General features: G+C 55.8%; 20 protein-coding genes. 9 read left to right on the plus strand and 11 right to left on the minus strand.

Features of this window, described 5'->3' with window-relative positions; genetic code table 11:
- The first annotated feature begins 26 nt into the window (after positions 1 to 26).
- From ACTJJ1_RS04585 to ACTJJ1_RS04600, 4 genes are all read left to right on the plus strand, one after another.
- Positions 27 to 491 (plus strand): NlpC/P60 family protein, encoded by a 465-nt coding sequence (locus tag ACTJJ1_RS04585; protein WP_004943635.1) that lies wholly within the window; start codon positions 27 to 29, stop codon positions 489 to 491.
- A 57-nt stretch (positions 492 to 548) separates the two neighbouring features.
- Positions 549 to 1,562, plus strand: coding sequence for a lipoate--protein ligase A (locus tag ACTJJ1_RS04590; RefSeq protein ID WP_004943637.1), 1,014 nt, complete (start codon positions 549 to 551; stop codon positions 1,560 to 1,562).
- A 544-nt stretch (positions 1,563 to 2,106) separates the two neighbouring features.
- Entirely contained in the window at positions 2,107 to 2,847 is a 741-nt protein-coding gene (locus ACTJJ1_RS04595; protein WP_004943640.1) for an EAL domain-containing protein, read from the plus strand.
- 244 nt (positions 2,848 to 3,091) lie between these two features.
- Complete coding sequence (locus tag ACTJJ1_RS04600; protein ID WP_202290920.1) at positions 3,092 to 4,534, plus strand: protein adenylyltransferase SelO; 1,443 nt, start codon at positions 3,092 to 3,094, stop codon at positions 4,532 to 4,534.
- A gap of 100 nt (positions 4,535 to 4,634) precedes the next feature.
- On the opposite strand, the gene ACTJJ1_RS04605 is transcribed toward ACTJJ1_RS04600, so the two are convergent.
- From ACTJJ1_RS04605 to ppsR, 9 genes are all read right to left on the minus strand, one after another.
- Positions 4,635 to 5,420, minus strand: a complete 786-nt coding sequence (locus ACTJJ1_RS04605; protein WP_020438914.1) for a heme ABC transporter ATP-binding protein — start codon at positions 5,418 to 5,420, stop codon at positions 4,635 to 4,637.
- Positions 5,413 to 6,417, minus strand: a complete 1,005-nt coding sequence (locus ACTJJ1_RS04610) for a FecCD family ABC transporter permease (RefSeq protein ID WP_122289093.1) — start codon at positions 6,415 to 6,417, stop codon at positions 5,413 to 5,415. The genes ACTJJ1_RS04605 and ACTJJ1_RS04610 overlap by 8 nt, the downstream gene beginning before the upstream one ends.
- On the minus strand, positions 6,417 to 7,247 hold the full coding sequence (locus ACTJJ1_RS04615) for a heme/hemin ABC transporter substrate-binding protein (protein ID WP_421416612.1): 831 nt from the start codon (positions 7,245 to 7,247) through the stop codon (positions 6,417 to 6,419). The genes ACTJJ1_RS04610 and ACTJJ1_RS04615 overlap by 1 nt, the downstream gene beginning before the upstream one ends.
- Complete coding sequence (locus tag ACTJJ1_RS04620; protein ID WP_440832556.1) at positions 7,244 to 8,278, minus strand: hemin-degrading factor; 1,035 nt, start codon at positions 8,276 to 8,278, stop codon at positions 7,244 to 7,246. Before ACTJJ1_RS04620 ends, ACTJJ1_RS04615 begins: the two co-directional genes overlap by 4 nt.
- Before the next feature lie 63 nt (positions 8,279 to 8,341).
- Positions 8,342 to 10,423: a TonB-dependent hemoglobin/transferrin/lactoferrin family receptor gene (locus tag ACTJJ1_RS04625; protein ID WP_004943664.1), complete on the minus strand. Its 2,082-nt coding sequence runs from the start codon at positions 10,421 to 10,423 to the stop codon at positions 8,342 to 8,344.
- Positions 10,424 to 10,516: 93 nt separating this feature from the next.
- Entirely contained in the window at positions 10,517 to 10,708 is a 192-nt protein-coding gene (gene hemP / locus ACTJJ1_RS04630) for a hemin uptake protein HemP (protein WP_004943668.1), read from the minus strand.
- A gap of 162 nt (positions 10,709 to 10,870) precedes the next feature.
- A complete protein-coding gene (locus ACTJJ1_RS04635; RefSeq protein WP_004943671.1) occupies positions 10,871 to 11,356 on the minus strand; it encodes a glutathione peroxidase in 486 nt (161 codons plus the stop codon).
- Positions 11,357 to 11,480: 124 nt separating this feature from the next.
- On the minus strand, positions 11,481 to 12,527 hold the full coding sequence (locus tag ACTJJ1_RS04640; protein WP_004943674.1) for a 3-deoxy-7-phosphoheptulonate synthase: 1,047 nt from the start codon (positions 12,525 to 12,527) through the stop codon (positions 11,481 to 11,483).
- A 236-nt stretch (positions 12,528 to 12,763) separates the two neighbouring features.
- The gene (ppsR, locus tag ACTJJ1_RS04645; protein WP_004943677.1) at positions 12,764 to 13,585 is read right to left on the minus strand and encodes a posphoenolpyruvate synthetase regulatory kinase/phosphorylase PpsR; all 822 of its coding nucleotides are present in this window, start codon (positions 13,583 to 13,585) and stop codon (positions 12,764 to 12,766) included.
- Between the two features lie 26 nt (positions 13,586 to 13,611).
- Here ppsR and ACTJJ1_RS04650 point away from each other — a divergent pair, with 26 nt between their 5' ends.
- Positions 13,612 to 13,899, plus strand: coding sequence for a hypothetical protein (locus ACTJJ1_RS04650; protein ID WP_202290921.1), 288 nt, complete (start codon positions 13,612 to 13,614; stop codon positions 13,897 to 13,899).
- A 218-nt stretch (positions 13,900 to 14,117) separates the two neighbouring features.
- A complete protein-coding gene (ppsA, locus tag ACTJJ1_RS04655; RefSeq protein WP_041416910.1) occupies positions 14,118 to 16,496 on the plus strand; it encodes a phosphoenolpyruvate synthase in 2,379 nt (792 codons plus the stop codon).
- Between the two features lie 469 nt (positions 16,497 to 16,965).
- Here the strand turns inward: ppsA and ydiK are convergent, their stop codons facing one another.
- Entirely contained in the window at positions 16,966 to 18,066 is a 1,101-nt protein-coding gene (gene ydiK / locus ACTJJ1_RS04660; RefSeq protein WP_004943684.1) for an AI-2E family transporter YdiK, read from the minus strand.
- Between the two features lie 311 nt (positions 18,067 to 18,377).
- Here ydiK and ydiJ point away from each other — a divergent pair, with 311 nt between their 5' ends.
- Together ydiJ and menI are read left to right on the plus strand one after the other, a co-directional pair.
- Positions 18,378 to 21,434: a D-2-hydroxyglutarate dehydrogenase YdiJ gene (gene ydiJ / locus ACTJJ1_RS04665; RefSeq protein ID WP_440832559.1), complete on the plus strand. Its 3,057-nt coding sequence runs from the start codon at positions 18,378 to 18,380 to the stop codon at positions 21,432 to 21,434.
- On the plus strand, positions 21,431 to 21,847 hold the full coding sequence (gene menI, locus ACTJJ1_RS04670; protein WP_004943689.1) for a 1,4-dihydroxy-2-naphthoyl-CoA hydrolase: 417 nt from the start codon (positions 21,431 to 21,433) through the stop codon (positions 21,845 to 21,847). Before ydiJ ends, menI begins: the two co-directional genes overlap by 4 nt.
- A gap of 57 nt (positions 21,848 to 21,904) precedes the next feature.
- Here the strand turns inward: menI and ACTJJ1_RS04675 are convergent, their stop codons facing one another.
- On the minus strand, positions 21,905 to 22,309 hold the full coding sequence (locus ACTJJ1_RS04675) for a hypothetical protein (RefSeq protein ID WP_004943694.1): 405 nt from the start codon (positions 22,307 to 22,309) through the stop codon (positions 21,905 to 21,907).
- A gap of 555 nt (positions 22,310 to 22,864) precedes the next feature.
- On the opposite strand from ACTJJ1_RS04675, the gene sufA reads away from it, so the two are divergent.
- Entirely contained in the window at positions 22,865 to 23,236 is a 372-nt protein-coding gene (gene sufA / locus ACTJJ1_RS04680; protein ID WP_004943698.1) for a Fe-S cluster assembly scaffold SufA, read from the plus strand.
- The last annotated feature ends 8 nt before the right edge of the window (positions 23,237 to 23,244 follow it).

The raw sequence follows: 23,244 nt of genomic DNA on the forward strand, positions 1-23,244 counted from the left end.
GGCAACGGGTTCAATGAAGGGATATTATGCGGATGCGTGTTTGGTTTTTATTAGCCAGTTTAATTCTTGCCGGTTGCAGCAGCCATGCGCCGCCGCCAAGCGGCCGGTTGGCCGACTCGATCGTGGTGGTGGCTCAATTGAACGAGCAACTGCGGCAATGGTACGGCACGCCATATCGTTATGGCGGGATGGATCGCGGCGGCGTCGACTGCTCAGGATTTGTCTATCGCACCTTCCGTGACCGTTTCGATATGCAATTGCCGCGCTCTACCGAAGAGCAAACCGAGCTCGGCACCAAAGTCTCGCGTGATGAATTGATGCCGGGCGATCTGGTGTTTTTCAAAACCGGCGCGGGTGAAAATGGTTTACACGTGGGTATCTACGATACCAACGATCAATTTATCCATGCCTCAACCAGCCGCGGCGTCATTCGTTCCTCGCTGGACAATGTCTATTGGAAGCGAGCCTATTGGCAGGCGCGGCGCATTTAACCTTAACCCTTTGATTCGGTGTATCATGGCGGCATCACATCCTTAACGGTGACCGCCATGAATAGCCTACGTTTACTGATTTCCGACTCCTACGATCCCTGGTTCAATCTGGCCGTGGAAGAGTGCATCTTCCGCGAGATGACCACGCAGAAAATCCTGTTCTTATGGCGCAACGCCGAAACCGTGGTCATTGGCCAGTCGCAGAACCCGTGGAAAGAGTGCAACACCCGACGGATGGAGCAAGATGGGATCCGGCTGGCGCGGCGCAGCAGCGGGGGCGGAGCGGTATTTCACGACCTGGGCAATACCTGTTTTACCTTTATGGCAGGTAAACCCGGCTACGATAAAAACGTGTCCACCGGCATTATTCTGGCGGCACTGGCTCAACTGGGGATCTCCGCCACGGCGTCAGGGCGCAATGATCTGGTGATCGACACCGCAGAGGGCGTGCGTAAAATATCCGGCTCGGCCTACCGTGAAACTCAGGATCGCGGGTTTCACCATGGCACGTTATTATTGAACGCCGATCTAAACCGTCTGGCGGACTACCTCAACCCGGACCCCAAGAAATTGCAGGCCAAGGGCATCACCTCAGTACGTTCTCGCGTCGCCAACCTGGCGGAGTTCCGGCCCGATATCAACCACCAACAGATATGCGATGCCGTGACTCAGGCATTCTTTGACCATTATGACGATACCGCCAGGGCGGAAATCATCTCTCCGGATGTGTATCCGGATCTGCCGGATTTTGCCGCCCAGTTCGCCAGACAAAGCAGCTGGGAATGGAATTTCGGCAAAGCGCCTGCATTTAGCCATTTGCTGAATGAGCGCTTTGCCTGGGGCGGGGTGGATATCTTCTTTGATGTGGAAAAGGGGGCCATTGACCGGGCGCAGATTTTTACCGATAGCCTTAACCCTGCGCCGTTGCAACAGTTGGCGCAGAGGCTGGTGGGATGCGCCTACCGCAGTGAGGCTGTGGCAAGTTGTTGCGATAGTTTGCTCGCGCAGTTTCCCGATCATGCCGCCGAGTTGGCTGAACTGCGGCAATGGTTGGCCGAGACGATTAAATAACATTCAGGCTGCGACTATCCTGGGATGAGGCAACTCATCCTTTTTCACGCCGTGTGGCACCTACTTTGTTGTTGTATCTCATCGTCAAAAAAGTCGTAAATGCAGGCTCAGCATAAATTCGATAAAAATCAAGGTGGGCATTTTTTTGGTTGTTTCAATGCTGAGAATAGCGCAGTGAATTGATGTGTTATTAAATTTAATCAGTTGTTAGGGAATTGGGGCGTAATTGCGTTGAGTGCAAAGGACAGGTTTCCAGGCTGATAGGAATTTCTTTAATTAAAACAATGGAGATAAGTCAAATTTTAAGCATTACTCTATCACCTAAGTTAAATGCCTCTCAGTTTCATTCATTTTGTTCTGATTTTGTCATAAGTTAAATTGTTTTTTATTCATTTTTTTTCGAACTACGCATAGCTTTAATCTATCAATTAAATGATAACTTATTGGTAATTACATTGATATTTCCGATTAATCCCAGGGGGATTGATCGATAAAATATATTGATATACGATGAGCTGCTCGCCATTCTGCCTGTGGCATTAAAATGAAAATTCAATTCGAAGCTGACTTTATTAGTAGCTATGTTTTTCAACCTGTTTACTCAATGGACGGCAGGCTGCTGGCGGTGGAAATTTTATGCCGTTTCAATAGCCTGGACGGTGATTTAGCTATGCCGGCTGACATTGGGATTACGTTATTGACCCCTGATCAAAGGATTGAGTTATTTAATGAGCAATTGAGACTGGCGGAGCAATATGCCAGTTGGTTTATCGAGCACGACGTGCTGTTGACCCTCAATATCGAAGAAACCCTTGTCGATGCGATCCTCACTGACGAGCTGCTGTGTCAACGCCTACGGCAGTGGTCGTTTATTGCATTTGAGATCAGTGAGGCTTTTCCGAATCTTTCGGCGGGAAAGAACAATACCAAGGTCAGCCGGCTAAGCGAAATGTTCACCCTGTGGCTGGATAATTTTGGTTCGGGGCAGGCGACATTGAACGCATTGTATGACGGCCTGTTCGACTATGTGAAAATCGACAAACATTTTTACTGGCAGCTGTTTACCCACCAGGGATATGACGTAGTCATAGACTCGCTATTAAAGAATATCAACCTGCTGTGCAAGGGGGTGATTGTCTGCGGCATAGAGAAGAAGGAGTATTTTAATAAGCTCAGGCATGCCGGTGTTTTGGGGTTGCAGGGTTTTTTATGGCCCAGCGTTGGTGTGGATAATCTGGCCGCTTTGCGGGGTACGCCTGAAGAGTTCAATAACAATAATCGATAGCGCCGCCCACCTCAGAGTAATAATGGATCGGATGATTTTTGCTGTGATTCCTCCTCTGTTATTTATCATGAATTTCTCGCTGAAAAAGCCTTCCATTCATCGGCAGAATAAGGCGCTTAAACCCTATTGACGCAAACGCCTATCCTCCGCCTCTGCCTGGGTTCTCGACAGAGGTGTTTTCCCTGCATTTCCTCTGTGTTAATCCGCACGCCCAGGCTCTACACTAAGCGGATACGGAGGGCCTATGCCGCAGTTTGAAAATGCTTATCACCACCAGTTACCCGGTTTTTATACCGAATTGAAACCCACACCGCTGAAGGGCGCTCGCCTGCTGTATCACAGTGAGCCGCTGGCGCGAGAGCTGGGGTTGGACGAAAGCTGGTTTACCCAGGACAAGACCCCGATATGGTCGGGTGAAAGGCTGCTGCCTGGTATGCAGCCGTTGGCACAGGTGTACAGCGGCCACCAGTTTGGCGTGTGGGCTGGGCAATTGGGCGACGGCCGCGGCATTTTGCTCGGCGAGCAAAAGCTGGCGGATGGCCGCAGCATGGACTGGCACCTGAAAGGCGCGGGGCTAACGCCTTATTCGCGGATGGGCGACGGGCGTGCCGTATTGCGTTCGGCGATCCGTGAATTTCTGGCCTCTGAGGCATTGCACCATCTGGGGATCCCGACCACGCGCGCGTTGACTCTGGTGACCAGCGAACAGCCCGTTTTCCGTGAACAGCCAGAGCGTGGGGCGATGTTGCTGCGCGTGGCGGAAAGCCATGTGCGCTTCGGTCATTTTGAGCATTTTTACTACCGCAAACAGCCGGAGCAGGTGCAACAGCTGGCCGATTTTGTGATCGCCCGCCATTGGCCGCAGTTGAAGGATCACGATGACGGCTATTTACCCTGGTTTATTGACGTTGTTGAACGCACTGCGCGCTTAATCGCGCATTGGCAGACCGTCGGGTTCGCTCACGGCGTGATGAACACCGATAATATGTCGATCCTTGGCATCACCATCGATTATGGCCCTTACGCTTTCCTCGATGATTACAAACCTGACTTTATCTGTAACCACTCGGATCATCAGGGGCGTTATGCCTTTGATAATCAGCCTGCGGTTGCGCTGTGGAACCTGCACCGGCTGGCGCAGGCGCTGTCCGGGTTGATGACCACCGAGCAGTTGCAGCGGGCGCTGGCGGCCTATGAACCGGCGTTGATGCGAGCCTATGGGGAACAGATGCGCGCCAAACTCGGTTTTTTCACCCAGTCGACTCAGGATAACGATCTGCTGACCGGGCTGTTGAGCCTGATGGCGCAAGAGGGGCGTGACTATACCCGAACTTTCCGCTTGCTGAGCCAGACTGAACAGCAACAGGCGCAGTCGCCGTTGCGGGATGAGTTTATCGATCGCGGCGCATTCGACGCGTGGTATCAGCAATATCGGCAGCGTTTGCAGCAAGAGCAGGTGAGCGACAGTGAACGGCAGCAGGCGATGAAGGCGGCAAATCCCAAATTAATCCTGCGCAATTATTTGGCGCAGCAGGCGATAGAGAGTGCCGAGCAGGATGATGTCAGCAAGCTGGCGCGCCTGCATCAGGCGTTGCTGACGCCGTTCGCCGATGCGGCCGAATACGACGATCTTGCCGCTTTGCCGCCGGATTGGGGTAAGCATCTGGAGATTTCCTGCTCGAGCTGAAATACCTGCCGCGTTTCACATGGCAGCAGGCTAACGTGGGCGCGGCATGCTGCGCGCCAACACGCCGCCTGGCTGAAGTGTGAACAGGCATGGCGACCGTTCACTGACGCAGATAAACCTGTGGTAGCGCCACTTCCGGGTGGTGTACCACGCCTAAATCGGCCTGATACCAGCGGGTCAGAATATCCGCCTGCAATACCTCCTGCGGCGTGCCCACGGCAACCAAACGCCCCTGATGCAGCAATAAAATACGGTCTGCATACAGCGCCGCCAGGTTCAGATCGTGCAGTACGCAGCACACCGCAATGGGCTGTTGCCGCGTCAGTGAACGCAACAACCTCAGCGTATGCTGCTGGTGGTAGAGATCCAGCGCCGAGGTGGGTTCGTCCAGGAACAACCAGGAAGGCGAGGGCTGCGGCTGCCAAAGCTGCGCCAGCACGCGGGCTAACTGTACCCGTTGCTGTTCACCGCCGGAAAGGCGGCGATAATCCCGCTGGGCCAGTTCAAGACAATCGGTTTGCGCCATCACCTGCTGTACCGCTTGCTGCACATGACGTTTGCCGTGCGGTGACCTGCCCATGCTGACCACTTCCTCGACGGTAAACGGAAAGGCCAGATCGCTGTGCTGACGCATCACCGCGCGTACTTTGGCTAACTGTTGCGGCTGCCATTGATCCAACGGCAGTCCGAGGAGTTTGCACTCCCCGCAACTCGGCGACAGGTAGCCGGTTAACAGGCGCAGCAGCGTCGATTTCCCCGCGCCGTTCGGCCCGATAATCGCCACCATTTCGCCGCTGGCGATACTCAGCGAGACATCGTTGACTAACCGACGCGAACCCAGGCTGTAACGCAGCTGATGTGCCGTCAGGCTTGATGCGTTATCCATCCGTACGCTCCCGCTGGCGCATGACCAGCCATAAGAAATAAGGCCCGCCAATCAGGCTGGTCATCAGCCCGACCGGCATCTCCGCCGGCGCCACCAGCGTCCGTGCCAGCGTGTCGCTGACCAGCAGCAGGCAGGCGCCGCCCAGCGCGGAGCAGGGCAGCAGCCAGCGGTGGTCGCCGCCGAGCCGCATGCGCACCAAATGCGGCACCACCAGGCCGATAAAGCCAATGACACCGCTCATCGCCACCGCCGCGCCAATCAACAATGCGCTGAGCAGAAGCAGTTGCAGTTTGGCTCGCTGGACATTCACGCCGAGATAGTGCGCCTCTTCATCGCCCAGTTGCAGCAGGTTCAGGCAGCGCGCCTGTAACAGCGTCAGCAGGGCCGCCGGCAGGATCAGCGAGGCCGATACGATCAGCGTTGGCCATTGTGACTGGCTCAGGCTGCCCATCATCCACAATGAAAACTGACGCAGTTGTTGATCGTTGCTGAGATAAGACAGCACGCCGATGGCCGCCATGCACAGGGCGTTGATGGCGATCCCCGCCAACAACAGGCGTGACAGGCTGCCGTGCCCGCTGCGGCTGATACCGTAGATCAGCAGTGACACCAGCAGGCTGCCGAGGAAAGCCGCCAGCATGTTGCCATACAAGGCAATTACCGGCGGCAGGGCCAGAGGCATAACGATAATCAGCGCGACAAACAGCGCACCGCCGCTACTGATGCCCAACAGGCTGGGATCGGCCAGCGGATTGCGGAACAGCCCCTGCATGACGGCACCGGACACCGCCAGTGCGCAGCCGATGACTACCGCCAGCAGCACACGCGGCAAGCGGATGTTTAGCCAGATATGCCAAGAGGTATCGCTGAACGGTGCTTGCCACAGGGTGCGAAACGACAGCGTCAGCGCGCCCATATTGGCGGCACCCAGCGCCAATAGCGCAAGCAGCACCAACAGGCCGGCAATGGTCACGCGCGGAGAAATGCGACCGGGCATTACTTTTGCTCCGCCGCATTACGCAGTTTGGCCAGCGCCGCCGGCGTTTCCAGCCCAAAGCCCAGCAGCGCCATGTCGTCGACCACCAACACACGGTGGTTTTTGCCGGCAGGCGTGAGGGCAATGCCTGGCAGTTTCCACAGCTGCTCCAGACCGCCGAGGGTCTTGACGCCATCGGTGGTGACCAGCAACAGATCGGGCGCGCTGGCGATCACGCCTTCCTGCGACAGCGGGCGGTAGCGGTTGAATCCTTGCATCGCATTCTTCAACCCTGCGGCGGTGATGACCGCATCGGCGGCGGTATGTTGCCCGGCGGCCATCGGCGTAATGCCGCCGTGGCTCATGACGAACAACACCCTGATCGGCAACGAAGACGTGTTCACCTGTGCGAGCTGTTGTTGGTAACGGGCGCTCAGTTGTTTGCCCTGGTCGGTGCGTTGCAGCGCCTGGGCGATGACCGCGATTTTTTCCGGCACCGCCTGCAAAGTGGTGTCGCCGGGAATTCGCACCACCTTCACGCCGCTTTCCTCCAACTGCTTGAGCACCAGCGCAGGTTCAGCCAGTTCGGTGGCCAGCACCAGCGTGGGTTTCAGCGCCAGAATGCCTTCGGCATTGAGTTGACGCATATACCCGACATCCGGCAAGGGTTTCACGGACGCCGGCTGCAGGCTGGTACTGTCTCGTGCCACGAGCTCATCACCCGCGCCAAGGGCGAAGGCAATTTCGGTGACGTCACCGCCTATCGAGACAATACGTTCCGCCGCCGCAGCGGTGAACGGCAAGGCCAGCGCAAGGCACAACGTCAGACGACGGGACAATGAAGATTTCATGCGGCAATGTCCTTGGGTTCAAGGGCGGCAACCTGCTCGCGCCACTGGGTTTGTTCCGGTTGGCCTTCGGTACGTTGGCCGTAAAGTTGGGCGATTTGCGTGCCGTCGGCGGCGAACAGTTCCAGGCTGGTGACGAAGCCGTCTTTGGTGGGTTTGCGGGTGATCCAGCTTTCTGCAATAGCGCCTTCGATCAGGTGCAGCGTGAAGCGGCGGTTAAACACGTTAATCCAACCTTCCTGCGGCATCAGCCGCTCGATCTGGCCGGTGAAGATCTGCACGCAACCTCGGTTGCCGACAAAAATCATAATCTCGTTCTGCAAGCCGTGCGCGGCATTGAGCAACTGCGCCAAGGCGTTGTTATCCACCCGGTACGCCAGATCGTTGCCGACGGCGCGGAAGGCCTGCTGACGCGTCAGCTTATGGCGGCCCAGCAGTTGGAAGAACTGGTGAACGTCGGTCATCTCACGCCATTCCCGGTCGATTTTTTCGGCGTCCGGTGCGGCGTTGCTGACCGTAGGGGCTGCCGCCTTCAATGCCAGCACCGGGTTTTCTGTGCTCAGGTGGCGCTCGACCAGCGCCATCCAGGCCACCAGATCGGTTTCCTCGGTGGTATACACTTTATGCAAGGCATCGCCCTGATGATCGAAGAACTGAATGCTGTGGCGTACGCCGCGTTTGTTGGTTTCGCTCATGGCAAATACGCTGGCCCACTGGTTGAGGAACAGGCGTAAATCCAGCTCGCGAGGGTTAAGAATTAACCCCGCGTGGCCGTTCAGGTGTTGGTTAAGATAGCGGCCCATTTGCTCATGCACCGCATAGCTGTTGCGAGTGATGGACTTGGTGACGCCAACCTGTGCCAGCTCGGTCAGCAGGGTACGTGCGTTGGCTTGCAGGCGGCGGGTGTCTTCACCCACGCGGGCATGGGTCAGTTCCGCTTCGCTGACACCCAGCAGTTCCGCCAGATCGCGTGCGTATTTGCCGGGATTATCAATTTTTGCCTGCTGGTAACTGGCGTATAAGTTGTTGCTCATCGGTTGTGCTCCTGTGTGTGGTTCACGCGGCGGGCAATCGACTTGCCCGCCGTATTCAAAAGGTTACCACTGATAGCTGACCAGCAGTTTGGCGTTGCGGCCATCTTGCGGAATGCCCTGCGGCGAGTAATATTCTTTATCGAAGGCGTTGCCCAGCACTACCGTGGTGGTGACGCCCTGCAGGCGTTCGCGGCCTTTATAGCTCAGGTAGAAATCGTTGACGCCGTAGCCGCCTTGCTCGGCGGTACCGGTTTCCACACGAGTGGCGCGCTCGGCGAAGGTAGCGACCCAACCGGTCGACAGGCCGGTTTCACCCAACGGGATATCCAGCGTGCTGGTCACGGTGTCAGGGTTGATGCTGTTTAACCAGTCGCCGCTGGCTTCGTTCTTGCCGCGAGTGCGGTTGTAAGCCAGATCCCAGCCGAAAATCGCCGTTTTATAGCTCAACATGGCGTCCCAGCCCCAGATTTTTGCGCGGTCAATATTGGTCGAGAAAGTGGTGCAACTGATGCAATAGGGGCCACGCGGGCCACGCCCCAACTCCATGGTGACATCGGTAGTAATGTAATCTCTGGCCTTGGTGTCAAAATAGCTGGCTTTGAATTGCAGGCTGTCGTCCGCCAGCAGCAAATCGTCAAAACGCAGGCCGAAGCCGTATTCCTGAGTTGCGTTGGTTTCCGGCTTCAGATTGGGGTTTGGCACCCAGTTGTTGGTAAGGGTAGTCGGGCCCATGGGGATCGAGAAATGTTTGGAGTCGTTATACATTTCCCCCATGGTTGGCGCCCGGAACGCCTGGGAGTATGACCCGAACACCATCAGCCAGTCGGTTGGCGTAATGCTGATTGCCCCTCGTGACGACCATTTGTCGGCGTCGACATCCGCATAGCCGTCGCTGGAGCCTTTGTAGTTATCGTAACGTGTGCCTGCAAGCAGGGTGATGGGCAGGTCGCGCAGGGTGACTTCGTCCTGAAGCCAGCCGGAAGCGAAGTTGATTTTCGCCTGAGGGAAGCTTTCTGTCGCACCGCCCGGCGTCTGTTCTTGCTTATACGCTTCCGAACCATAGGTAAACAGGTGCGACGCGAAGGTATCGGCAAACAAACGGGTGCGGTTTTCCAGTTTTACACCGCGGGTGGTTTGCTTGCGCGCTTCATCTTCACTGCCGTCAGTGTGAGCGTTGATCTCCACATCGGAATAATACACTTTCGCTTCGGCATCCAGCCATTCCTGGCCAACAGGTTTCAGGCGGTAGCTGAGCTGGCCGTCGCGCTGGATCGTGGAGCGGTCGGTCATCAGGTTGCCGCTGGAGCTGGCAGGTTCCTGGGGGTTTTTCGGCTCCTGCGCCCGATTGTTGTAGTAACGCAGATTACCGCTCAATGACTGGTTTTCGTCCAGAGTCCAGGTACCTTTGGCCAACAGGTTGTTGATGGTTTCATCGTTTGGCGCGTCAAAACCGTTGCCCTGGCGCAAATTGCCGACGTCGCGGGTGCCGAACGACAGCAGGCCGTCGAGATTGTCGGTCTTGCCATAGGCGCTGGCGCCCATACCCAGGCTGTGATCGCCGCTGCCGGCGGTACCATAGACCCGGAAGCCGGTGTCATGGCCTGGCAGCAGCAGATCGGCGGCATCGACCGTTTCATAGGCGACCACGCCGCCCAGTGCGCCGCTGCCATACAGCAGGGCGGCCGGACCGCGGACGACTTCAATGCGTTTAATCAGACCGGGATCGAGGAAGGTGCCATTGATGTGTCCGGTATCCGTTCCCTGACGGATGCCATCCACCAACGTCAGTACACCCCGGCGATCATAGCCACGCATCATAATGTCCTGACCGTTGCTGCGGCCGGTACCGGTAACGGTGATACCGGGTACCCGGCGCAACATATCGGCTGCGGTAGACGCAGTCTGGCTTTCCGGCGTATTGCCTTCGATCACGGTGACCATCATCGGCGCTTCAAAGCTGCTGCGTGCGTTGCCGGTAGCGACAACGGTCATGGCGTCTTCGGCGGTTTTCTCGGTTTTTGCCGGGGTGGCGGCAGAAGAAGAAACTGTGCTGGTAGCTTGTGCAAAAGTCACCGTCGGCAGAGCGCAGGCAATCGCCAGACTCAATGCGGATAAACGCTGCCGGGTGTAAGAGGGTAGAGGCATGTCGCAACTCTCCATATGTTTTAAACATATCAATAGATTTGCTGGCTGCCTGGATCGAAGCGATCGGGGTGGCTGGCGTTGAAGAATAAGGGATTATTTGGTCAGGATTAATTTCCCGGCCTTGGTCTGCCGCAGTTGGTAACGCTGGCCCTGATGGAGGATGATCGCTACGCCGTCGGCATCAAGCAACTGCGCGCTGTCGTAGCAAGGAGGCGAGATCAGGCTGCGTTCAGCACCGGGGGCAGTTTTGCCATGCGGGGTGTTATTGTGATTATCCATCGTCATTTGTTTATAAAACAGACCATTAAATGGTAATTAATATCATATTGATAATCATTATCATGCGAACGAAAGGTTACATCAAGGAAAATTTTCTTACCGATGGAACCTTTTTGAAAGAAGGGTCGGCGGAGCGGTTCGGGCATGCCCGAACCGCAAAGTAAGGGGTTATTTCAGCAGGGTTTCGATGCGGTCAAACAGACGCTCAGGTTTGGTAATGGGCGCAAAACGTTTCACCCGCTGGCCGTCGGCGGTCAGCAGGAACTTGGTGAAGTTCCACTTGATGCGTTTGCTGCCCAGCACCCCTGGCCCCAGGCGTTTCAATTCGTTGAACAGCGGATGCGCGCCGGGGCCGTTAACCTCCACCTTGCTGAATAGCGGGAAGCTGACGCCGTAGTTGAGCGTACAGAAATTGGCGATCTCCAGCGGATCCCCCGGCTCTTGTGCGCCAAATTGATTGCAAGGGAACCCCAACACCATCAGGCCGCGATCCCGATAGTACTGCCACAGGTTTTCCAGGCCACGGTATTGCGGAGTAAAGCCGCATTTGCTGGCAGTATTAACCACCAGATAAGCACGAGCGGGAAAGTCGCCCAGAGTTTTGTGCTCCCCTTGCAGAGTGACGCAAGGGATGGATAACAGTGAATGGCTCATGCAGGAAACTCCACATCCTGTTGGCAGGGGCGCGATTTAAAGCGTCTGCGGGCTTGATTGGCTAAGTATAGATGAGAGAAGGGAACGTTGAAAAACCGGGGTGCTGCCACCCCGGAGAACAGGTTCAGAAGCGGGTATCCACCGCATCGGCCAACATGGCCAGCAGCTGTTCGCTGTCGGACCAGCTCAGGCAGGGATCGGTGATTGACTGACCGTAAGTCAGCGGTTGGCCGGCAACGATTTTCTGTGTGCCTTCCACCAGGAAACTTTCTGCCATCACGCCGGTGACGGCGGCGGAACCGGCGCGGATCTGCTGGCAGACATTCTCGGCCACTTCCAACTGGCGGCGATGCAGTTTCTGGCAGTTGCCGTGGCTGAAGTCGATAACCAGATGCTCCGGCAGCTCAAATTCGCGCAGGCTGTCGCAGGCGGCAACGATATCGGTGGCGTGGTAGTTCGGCGTCTTGCCGCCGCGCATGATGATATGGCCGTAGGGATTGCCGCTGGTCTGATAAATCGTCATCTGGCCGTTTTTGTCCGGCGACAGGAACATGTGGCCGGCGCGCGCCGCGCGGATGGCGTCAATGGCGATGCGGGTATTGCCGTCGGTACCGTTCTTGAAGCCCACCGGGCAGGAGAGCGCAGACGCCATTTCGCGGTGGATCTGGCTTTCGGTGGTGCGTGCGCCGATGGCGCCCCAACTGATCAAATCGGCAATGTACTGGCCGACCACCATGTCCAGGAATTCGGTGGCGGTCGGCAGGCCGAGCTGATTGACTTCCAGTAACAGTCGGCGTGCCATTTCGATGCCGCGATTTACCTGAAAGGTGCCATCCAGCGCCGGATCCGAGATCAGGCCTTTCCAGCCCACCACGGTGCGCGGCTTTTCAAAATAAGTGCGCATCACGATTTCCAGGCGATCCTGATAGCGAATGCGCAGCGCATTCAGACGGCCGGCATAATCGATGGCGGCGTCTAAATCGTGGATGGAGCAGGGACCGATAACCACCAACAGGCGACGATCTTCGCCGGTAAGAATCTTTTCAATTCGTTGTCGTGACGCTGTCACGCTATCGGCAATGTCCGCCGAAATCGGCAGCTTTTCCGCCAATGCTTGCGGCGTGACGAGGCTGTCGATGCGCGCGGTCCGCAGTTCATCTGTTTTGTGCATGATTTTCTCTAAAGACTTTTCTTCGCTGCGGCAGGAGTGCCGGGAAGTGATGCCGATCACAATAACGTAAAAATCGGTGAATTCAACCGTAGAAATTGTGTTCTGTTGATCGAAGCCACTAAAAAAAGCACAAAAAATCAGGGGCTGCGGGGAAATCAGCGGCAGACGGCAGGGAAAATGCCCCTGCCGGGAGAGCGCACGGTTAGGCTGGTTGTTAGCGGCGAGCGCCATGCTGCCTAGAACATGCGGCGACTCATGCCAAGAATATCCAGGATTTTAGTGGAGATTTCCTCCACCGAATAGTTGGTGGTATTCAGATAGCGAATCTGGTTCTTGCGGAACAGCGCTTCTACTTCGGCAAGCTCCATCCGGCACTGGCGAATGGAGGCATAACGGCTGTTTTCTCGGCGTTCCTCACGGATGGCGGCCAGCCGCTCCGGATCGATGGTCAGCCCGAACAGTTTATGCTGAAACGGTTTCAGCGCGGCGGGGAGATGCAAATTGTCCATATCGTCGGCGGTAAACGGATAGTTGGCGGCTCGGATCCCGAACTGCATGGCCAGATACAGGCTGGTGGGGGTTTTGCCGCAGCGGGATACGCCCAACAGTATGACCTGAGCCTGATCGAGATTACGTAGCGATATGCCGTCATCATGGGCCAACGTGTAGTCAATGGCGGCGATACGGGCATCATATTTACCGAGGTTGCTGGCCGTCAGCCCGTGGGTGCGGTTCGGCACCGGCGTGGGTTCAACGTCCAGTTCGCCCTGCAGAGGGCCGACCAGTGCCTGAACGATATCCTGGCAAAAGCCTTCGCTCTGGGTGATGACATTACGCACTTCCGGCGAAATGATGGAATAAAACACCAACGGGCGCACGCCGGTATCGCGATAAATGTCGTTAATCTGTTGGCAGACTCCACGGGCCCGCGCTTCGGTTTCAACGAAGGGCAACGTAAAGGTGGTGGCCTTGACCGGGAACTGAGACAAAACCGCGTGGCCCAATACTTCGGCGGTGATCGCCGTGCCATCCGAAATATAAAAAACGCTTCTTTCCACCCGAGGCTCCTTACCTGAAAACGGTGATGCAGTTGTATCGCCTGCTTAACAGTATCATGGGCTTCAGGTTTACCGGCGGTAAAGGGGCGGGCAAAAAAAATGTGATAATGCGGGCAGAGTTGGTCATTAATTTTCGAGGTAGGGAGAATCATGAACCACAGGTTTTTCAGATGAAACATCATTTTAATTTTTATGAAAAAGCAGAGTTTATTTTCAGTGGTGGAATGTTCAGCGCATTGGCGTTATGTTCATCAAAGACCATTAAATTTACGCGGTCTTTAAAACTGAAGTTTAAAAAATACTTAATTTTTTGATATTTAAGCTTTTAGTGCCACAGGGAACGATTCCATTCAAATTTCGCCGTTCAGGTAATTTTCCGAAAATCCACTTTCTTCATCGGGTTGATCGATTCACCTTTCCATTTCCTATGGATCATTGTGCTAGTCTGAGTTGGCTCCGTTTTGTCGGCGCCCAAGAAAGCAAACGAATTAAATCCGTCTATACCCTACTGATAGCAATAAGGATTGTCTCGATGTCCAACAATGGCCCAGACTTGCGTAATGTGCTTTGGTACAACCAGCTCGGCATGCACGACGTTGACCGTGTCGGCGGCAAAAATGCCTCCCTCGGTGAAATGATCACCAATCTTTCCGATTTGGGCGTGGCCGTACCAAACGGTTTTGCCACCACCGCACAGGCGTTTAACGATTTCCTCGAGCAAAGCGGTGTTAACCAGCGCATCTATCAATTACTGGATCAAACTGACGTTGACGATGTTGCTCAACTGGCCAAGGCCGGTGCGCAAATCCGCCAATGGGTCATCGACACGCCATTCCATGAGGAATTCGAGCGTGAAATTAACCTGGCTTACCAACAGCTGGCGGACGGCGAACCGGAAGCCTCGTTTGCCGTGCGTTCTTCCGCGACCGCGGAAGACATGCCGGATGCCTCTTTTGCCGGCCAGCAGGAAACCTTCCTCAACGTCCAGGGTATCGACGCTGTCATGGTGGCGATCAAACACGTTTTCGCCTCGCTGTTTAACGACCGCGCCATCTCGTATCGCGTACATCAGGGCTATGACCACCGCGGCGTAGCCTTGTCGGCCGGCGTACAGCGCATGGTACGTTCCGACCTGGCGTCTTCCGGCGTGATGTTCACCATTGATACCGAGTCGGGCTTTGATCAGGTGGTGTTTATTACGTCCGCCTTCGGCCTGGGCGAAATGGTGGTGCAGGGCGCAGTGAACCCGGATGAGTTCTATGTGCACAAACCGACGCTGCTACGCGGCAATCCGGCTATCGTCCGCCGCAACCTCGGCTCGAAGAAAATCCGCATGGTGTACGCGCCTTCGCTGGATCACGGCAAGCAGGTGCAAATTGAAGATGTGCCAGAGCAGCAACGCAATCGTTTCTCTCTGACCGACCAGGAAGTGGAAGCGCTGGCGCATCAGGCGATTTTGATCGAAAAACATTACGGCCGCCCGATGGACATCGAGTGGGCCAAAGACGGCCATACCGGAAAATTGCTGATTGTGCAGGCGCGTCCGGAAACCGTGCGTTCCAACGAGCAGACGATGGAGCGTTATCAGCTTAACGGCACAAGTACGGTGCTGGTGGAAGGGCGAGCTATCGGCCATCGCATTGGTGCCGGCCCGGTGAAGGTGATCCACAGCATCAGCGAAATGGATCGTATTCTGCCGGGTGACGTGCTGGTTACCGACATGACCGACCCGGACTGGGAACCGATCATGAAGAAAGCGGCGGCGATAGTCACCAACCGTGGGGGGCGTACTTGCCACGCGGCGATTATCGCTCGCGAGCTGGGTATCCCGGCGGTAGTCGGCTGCGGCAACGCCACCGATTTGCTGAAAGACGGCCAGAACGTCACCGTTTCCTGTGCGGAAGGCGATACCGGCTTCGTGTACAGCGATATGATCGACTTTACCGTACAGAGCTCTGAAGTGACCGAGTTACCGGACCTGCCGTTGAAAATCATGATGAACGTCGGTAACCCGGATCGGGCTTTCGATTTTGCCCGTTTACCGAATGAAGGCGTGGGCCTGGCCCGTCTGGAATTTATCATCAACCGCATGATTGGCGTCCATCCAAAGGCGTTGCTGGAGTTCGATCAACAAACCCCGGCGCTGCAGAACGAAATCAAGGCGTTGATGCTGGGCTATGACCACCCGGTCGAGTTCTATGTGGGCCGCCTGACGGAAGGGATCGCCACGCTGGGTGCGGCATTCTGGCCGAAGCGGGTGATCGTTCGTCTGTCCGATTTCAAATCCAATGAATACGCCAATCTGGTGGGCGGCGAGAAGTATGAACCGCACGAGGAAAACCCTATGCTGGGCTTCCGTGGGGCAGGTCGCTACGTGTCGGACAGCTTCCGCGATTGCTTTGCGATGGAGTGCGATGCGGTAAAACGTGTGCGCAACGACATGGGTCTCACCAACGTCGAGATCATGGTGCCCTTTGTTCGCACCGTAGCGCAAGCGGAGGCGGTGGTTGCGGAGTTGGCACGTCAGGGTCTTAAGCGCGGCGAGAACGGCCTGAAAGTGATCATGATGTGTGAAATTCCGTCCAATGCGCTGTTGGCGGATCAGTTCCTGGAGCACTTTGACGGCTTCTCGATCGGCTCTAACGACATGACTCAGTTGACGCTGGGGCTGGACCGCGATTCTGGCGTGGTGTCGGAACTGTTTGATGAACGCAACGAAGCGGTTAAGGCGCTGCTGTCGATGGCGATTCAGGCCGCTAAGCGTCATGGCAAATACGTGGGTATTTGTGGCCAGGGGCCATCCGATCACGAGGATTTCGCAGAATGGCTGATGGAGCAGGGCATTGACAGCCTGTCCCTCAATCCGGATACCGTGGTGCAAACCTGGATCAATCTGTCGAAGAAAAAATAACTCTTCATCGCCAGATTAATTGCTGAAGCAAAACCGTAACTCAGGTTACGGTTTTTTTATTGCTGAATGTAAATAGTGCCGGTGAGAAAATCGCCGTGGTCAAAAAAAGAATAAAAAAAAGCCCATCAAGAGACGGGCAAAGACTACACACAGCAATTTACATGTATGGCATTACATTGTTTGGAAAGCTTGCTTTAAAATCAGTGATTTGAAGCAATAGATGGTAATAATACTAGATATTTAAAGCCTGCCAGTCATTAAGAATCATCCTAATAAATACTTGCCTCATGATTTATTTTTCTGAACGCTTATTTTATCTTTATCGTATAAAGATGCATTCACTCGGCATGTTTAATTAATGTGCTCTAGCGGGCGGTTATATTATGGCAGAGAGTGAATTCGAAGGCCGGAAATGAACCGGGAGTCTGCTTCGGGTATTCTGCCCGGTAGCCCGGGCAGAATAGGGGAATTACCGCTCTTCCAACTCTTTGGCGACTTCATCCAGATCGGCCGTGGGTTCTGGCGCTTCGTCCATCCAGGCGGTGAGCAGACGATAAGATACCGCCAACACCACCGGGCCGATAAACAGGCCGATCATGCCGAAGGCCAGCAGGCCGCCGATAACGCCGGACAGGATCAAGAGCATCGGCAGATCGGCGCCCATGCGGATCAGCACCGGCCGCAACACGTTATCCAGCGTGGCGACCACGCAGCTCCACACCAACAGGACGGTGCCCCAGGTGGTGTCGCCGCTCCAGTACAACCAGATAATCGCCGGCACCAGCACCAGTAACGGCCCCAATTGCGCCACGCAGCAGATGAATATCAGCACCGTCAGCAAGGTGGCGGCAGGAATGCCGGACACCGCCAGGCCAATCCCGCCCAGTACCGATTGCACCAGCGCCGTCACCACAACGCCCAGCGCTACCGCGCGGATCGCCTGGCCACCCAGCACCACCGCCGCGTCGCCGCGCTCGGCCGCAAGACGTGCCGCAAAGTGGCGAATACCCAGGGCCACTTGTTCACCCCGCGCATACAGCAGCACGCTGAACAGCAACATCAGCGTACAGTGCAGCAGGAAACGGCCGATATGCGCCGCTTGCGCGACAAACCAGGTGGCGGTCTGACCGAAGTAAGGTTGGATCTTCGCCAGCAGCGCCGCGCCGCCGGCATTCACCAGAGTGTGGTAGCTGTTATAAACTTTGTTGCCGATCATCGGGATCGATTGCAACCAGGCCAGATCGGGAATATGCAGCTTGCCGGGGGTGCTGGCCCAGGCAACGACTGGCGCGCTGTTGTCCACCACGCTGCTGACCAGCAGCGAAATCGGCAGGATAAACAGCAGGATCAGCAGCAGTGTCATGACCAGTACCGCCAGCGAGCGTCGGCCCCACAGCAGTTTTTGCAGTTTTATCAGCAACGGCCAGGTGGCGATGACCACCATGCCCGCCCAGGCGAAGCCGAGAATAAAGGGTTGAATGACCCAAAAACAGGCGACGATCATGATGACGATAAACAGCACGCCAAAAATAATCCGCGGCAAATCGTATCGGGAGTGCGGGAGTGTCATGAATTAGGTTCTCATCCTGGTAAGTTAAATCCTTTGTACCCGCTAAGCATGGTGCATTTTCGCCACTTTTCACAATGCGGCGCACCTTTTATCGCACGCCATTCTGTAGCGGGGGAATTGTGATAATGTGAATGCCTTCACTAAACGAGTATGTTAGTTTTCAGCATCAATAAAAAGTAGGGTGGGTCTGAATATACCCTATGAATTTCAGGTTGCAGCCTACAACGCCGCAGCCTGAAAGGCGACGGGTAAAGACCTGATTCAGCGTATATCAGCGCATAAAAAATAGACAGACAGGGTCAAAAAAGCGAATGATCCCACAGATTTCTCAGGCACCCGGCCTCATTCAACGGGTGCTCGACTTTTTGGAAGCTTTAAAGCAAAACGGATTCAACGGCGATATTGCGACCAGCTACGCCGATCGGCTGACGATGGCGACCGACAACAGCATCTATCAGCTGTTGCCTGACGCGGTGGTGTTTCCCCGTTCCACTGCGGATGTGGCGTTGATTGCGCGCCTGGCGGGAGAAGAGCGCTTTAGCGCGTTGACCTTCAGCCCGCGCGGCGGCGGCACCGGCACCAACGGCCAGGCCCTCAACACCGGTATCGTGGTGGATATGTCGCGCCATATGAACCGCATTCTTGAAATCAATGTCGAACAGGGGTGGGTGAAGGTTGAAGCCGGGGTCATCAAAGACCAGCTTAACCAGTATCTGCGGCCGTTCGGCTATTTCTTCTCGCCGGAACTTTCTACCAGTAACCGCGCGACGCTGGGTGGCATGATCAACACCGATGCTTCCGGCCAAGGCTCGCTGGTGTATGGCAAAACCTCCGATCACGTTTTGGGCCTGCGGGCTGTGCTGCTGGGGGGCGATATGATCGATACCCGCGCTATGCCGACGCCGCTGGCGGAAACGATTGCTATGGAAGATACCGCTGAAGGCCGGATCTACCATCGAGTGCTGAATAGCTGCCGCGACCAGCGTGCGCTGATCCTGGAGAAATTCCCCAAATTAAACCGTTTCCTGACCGGCTACGACCTGCGGCATGTGTTCAGCGACGATCTGCAAACCTTCGATCTAACGCGCATTTTGACCGGCGCAGAGGGCACGCTGGCGTTTATCACCGAGGCGCGTCTGGATATCACTCCGCTGCCGAAAGTACGTCGCCTGGTTAACGTGAAATATGACTCCTTTGATTCCGCCCTGCGCAACGCCCCGTTCATGGTGGAGGCCAAGGCGCTGTCGGTGGAGACCATTGACTCCAAGGTATTGAACCTGGCGCGGGAAGATATTGTCTGGCATTCGGTGAGTGAATTGATCACCAACGTGCCGGATAAAGAGATGCTGGGTCTGAACATCGTCGAATTTGCCGGGGATGACAAGGCGCTGATCGACCAGCAGATGGAAACGCTGTGTCTGCGGTTGGACGAGTTAATCAGCGAGCGGCAGGGCGGCGTGATTGGCTATCAGATCTGCGGGGACCTGGCCGGCATCGAGCGGATCTATAACATGCGCAAGAAGGCGGTCGGGTTGTTGGGCAACGCCAAAGGACGCGCCAAACCTATTCCTTTCGCCGAGGACACCTGCGTACCGCCGCAGCATTTGGCCGATTACATTGTCGAGTTCCGCCAGTTGCTGGACGGCCATAACCTCAGTTACGGCATGTTCGGACATGTGGATGCCGGCGTATTGCACGTGCGGCCTGCGCTTGACATGTGCGATCCGCAGCAAGAAGTGCTGATGAAGCAGCTTTCCGACCAGGTGGTGGCGCTGACCGCCAAATATGGTGGATTGCTGTGGGGCGAACACGGCAAAGGTTTCCGCGCCGAATACAGCCCGGAATTCTTCGGTGAGCAGCTGTACGAAGAGTTGCGCCGCATCAAGGCCGCGTTCGATCCGAATAACCGCCTTAACCCCGGTAAAATTTGCCCGCCGTTGGGCGTTGATGCCCCGATGATGAAAGTGGACGCGGCCAAGCGCGGCACACTCGATCGCCGTATCCCGGTCGAGGTGCGTACCTCGTTCCGTGGCGCCATGGAGTGTAACGGCAACGGCCTGTGTTTTAACTTCGATGTGCGCAGCCCGATGTGCCCGTCGATGAAGATCACCGGCAGCCGCATTCACTCGCCGAAAGGCCGTGCGGCGCTGGTGCGCGAATGGTTGCGCCTGCTGTCCGAACAGGGGGTAGACCCGCTGGTGCTGGAACAGCAACTGCCGCAGCAGCGTCTTAGCTTCCGTACCTTGATTGAGAAAACCCGCAACAGCTGGTACGCCGGCAAAGGCGAATATGATTTTTCGCACGAGGTGAAAGAGGCGATGTCCGGCTGCCTGGCCTGTAAAGCCTGCTCCACCCAATGCCCGATTAAAATCGATGTGCCGGGTTTCCGCTCGCGTTTCCTGCAGCTGTATCACACCCGCTATCTGCGGCCGGCGCGCGACTATATGGTCGCCGGGGTTGAAAGCTATACGCCGCTGATGGCGAAAGCGCCGAAGGTATTCAATTTCTTCTTCCGCCAGCCTTGGGTGCGTGAGCTGAGTCGCAACGCTATCGGCATGGTCGATTTGCCGATGCTCTCCAGCCCGACACTGCGTCAGCAGCTTTCCGGCCACGGTGCCTTGACCATGACGCTGGAGCAACTGGAAGCGTTGAGCGCCGAACAACGCGAGCAACACGTGCTGATCGTGCAGGATCCTTTCACCAGCTATTACGACGCCAAGGTGGTGGCGGACTTTGTGCGGCTGGTGGAAAAACTCGGTTACCAGCCGGTGCTGCTGCCCTTCTCGCCGAACGGCAAGGCGCAGCATATCAAAGGTTTCTTGACGCGCTTTGCCCGCACCGCGCGCAAAACCGCCGATTTCCTCAACCGGGTGGCGAAACTCGGGATGCCGCTGGTAGGGGTCGATCCGGCGCTGGTGCTGTGCTATCGCGACGAATATAACGAGATCCTCGGCGAAACCCGCGGTGACTTCCAGGTGCAACTGGTGCATGAATGGCTACAACAGCTGCTGGCGGAACGTGCCGAACAACCGGCGACCGGCGAGGCCTGGTACTTGTTTGGCCACTGTACCGAAACCACGGCGCTGCCGGCCAGCGGTCAGCATTGGGCGTCGATCTTCTCCCGTTTCGGGGCCAAGCTGGAAAATGTCAGCGTGGGTTGTTGCGGCATGGCGGGCACCTACGGACACGAAGTGAAGAACCTGGAGAATTCGCTCGGGATTTATGAGCTATCATGGCATCAGGCGTTGCAACGTTTGCCGCGGCAACGCTGTCTGGCGACCGGCTATTCCTGTCGCAGCCAGGTCAAACGCATTGAGGGTAACGGCGTGCGCCACCCGTTACAGGCACTTCTGGAGATGATTGCGTGAAATTGTGGAAACGAGAAACGACGTTGGAGCAGTTAAATCGCTCCGGTGAGGGATGCATGGTGAGCCATGTGGGGATTCATTTCACTCGGCTGGAAGACGATCTTCTTGAAGCTACGATGCCGGTGGACCACCGTACCCGGCAACCTTTCGGGCTGTTACACGGCGGGGCGTCGGTGGTGCTGGCGGAGTCGATGGGCTCGATGGCCGGTTATCTGTGCAGCGAAGGGGAGCAGAAAGTGGTAGGGCTGGAAATCAACGCCAACCATTTGCGGGCGGTATTTGAAGGGCAGGTGCGTGGCGTATGCCGCGCGCTGCACGTTGGCCGACGGCATCAGGTGTGGCAGATCGAAATATTCGATTCGCGCGACCGGTTGTGCTGCACCTCACGCCTGACCACCGCAATCATCGACTGATCCTCCCACCCGCAGGCGCCTCTGCCTGCGGGTACTCCGTTGCCGTTCCGCAGACATTTACAGTTGGAATGGCACCCGCTTGACGAAATCCTTCTGGAAGGCGTTAGCCTTCTCCCAGGTGCCCTCCATCGCATATTTCTGGCAGATTAAGGTCAGGGTATGCCGGGCAAAATGATAGCTCTGAACCCGAAACAGCTGGCAGCGCTGCGGGTTGTTGATTTCGACGATCAGCCGGTTATGCAGTTTGCTGAGTGCGTGCAGATAGCTTTCATCATCGCCGTTTTCCAGGCACAGATTGGCCATGTTCAGGCTGACGTTATTGTAGCGTTTCAGATGGTTGATATTGCACTCTGGCCGCCTAAGCGACGCCTCCGCCATGTAGAAATCTACCGTGGCATCGCGCACGCTGAATTTATAGTCATCAATTTTGCCCAGCAGCCACGCATTCATCGAGATATTCATTTACCCGCGCTCACCTGTATTTGAATGATAATCATTATCATATTTACGGATGCGTTCGCGATCAATCATTCTGTTGAAATTTTTATCGGACACCGGGGCTGCATTTGCTCTGCGCCGACCCAATATCAGTCAGTAGCGGCTAAACTTTAATCAATGACGGCGGTTTCGGCCAGTGTGGCCGGGCGGTGCAAACGACGGAAAACGCCGCTAATTGCCGATAAACGCATTTTTGAGACAGACAAAATGTTGAAATAGGTATTTTCTATGAATGTTTACATCGACAATAAAAGCCGGCGGTGTAAAGGGGATGAGCCAGCGGCTGGGCGGTGCGGTGATTCAGGATGTACAGTAAATTCATAAGGATAAAATGAACGCGTCGCCGCCGGACTGCGCCAGGCACCCTGACTGTCCTCTCTGCTTGCCGTGTGCGGCAGCAAAAAAACGGGCTTTTGGCGGATACCCCCGCAAAACAAACGGTTGAAGTGATAATTGTTATCACTAACATATAAGCAACCCAGATTGGCTGTGGTAAAACACGAGTGTGAGGTAGGCCCTATGCAAACGGAAAATGTCGGCACCTTTTCTCTGGACGAAAATGTCTGGCAAGGCATTTTGCTCAGCGACAACGCCGTACAACAAATTACTAAATTGATGCAGCAGGATCCGCAAGTGAAGGGGCTGCAACTCGGGGTGAAGCAATCAGGCTGCGCCGGGTTTGCCTATGTGCTGGATCTCACCCGTGCCCCGGCGGAAGACGACCTGCTGTTTGAGCGCGATGGCGCCAAACTGTATGTGCCGCTGAAAGCCATGCCGTTCATCGATGGCACCACGGTAGATTTTGTCCGTGAAGGGCTGAATCAAATATTCAAATTCAATAACCCTAAAGCTCAGCATGCCTGCGGGTGCGGCGAGAGCTTTGGCGTTTGAGCGATGCA

It is taken from the genome of Serratia sp. 22264, from assembly GCF_052045345.1.
Lineage (GTDB): Bacteria > Pseudomonadota > Gammaproteobacteria > Enterobacterales > Enterobacteriaceae > Serratia > Serratia plymuthica.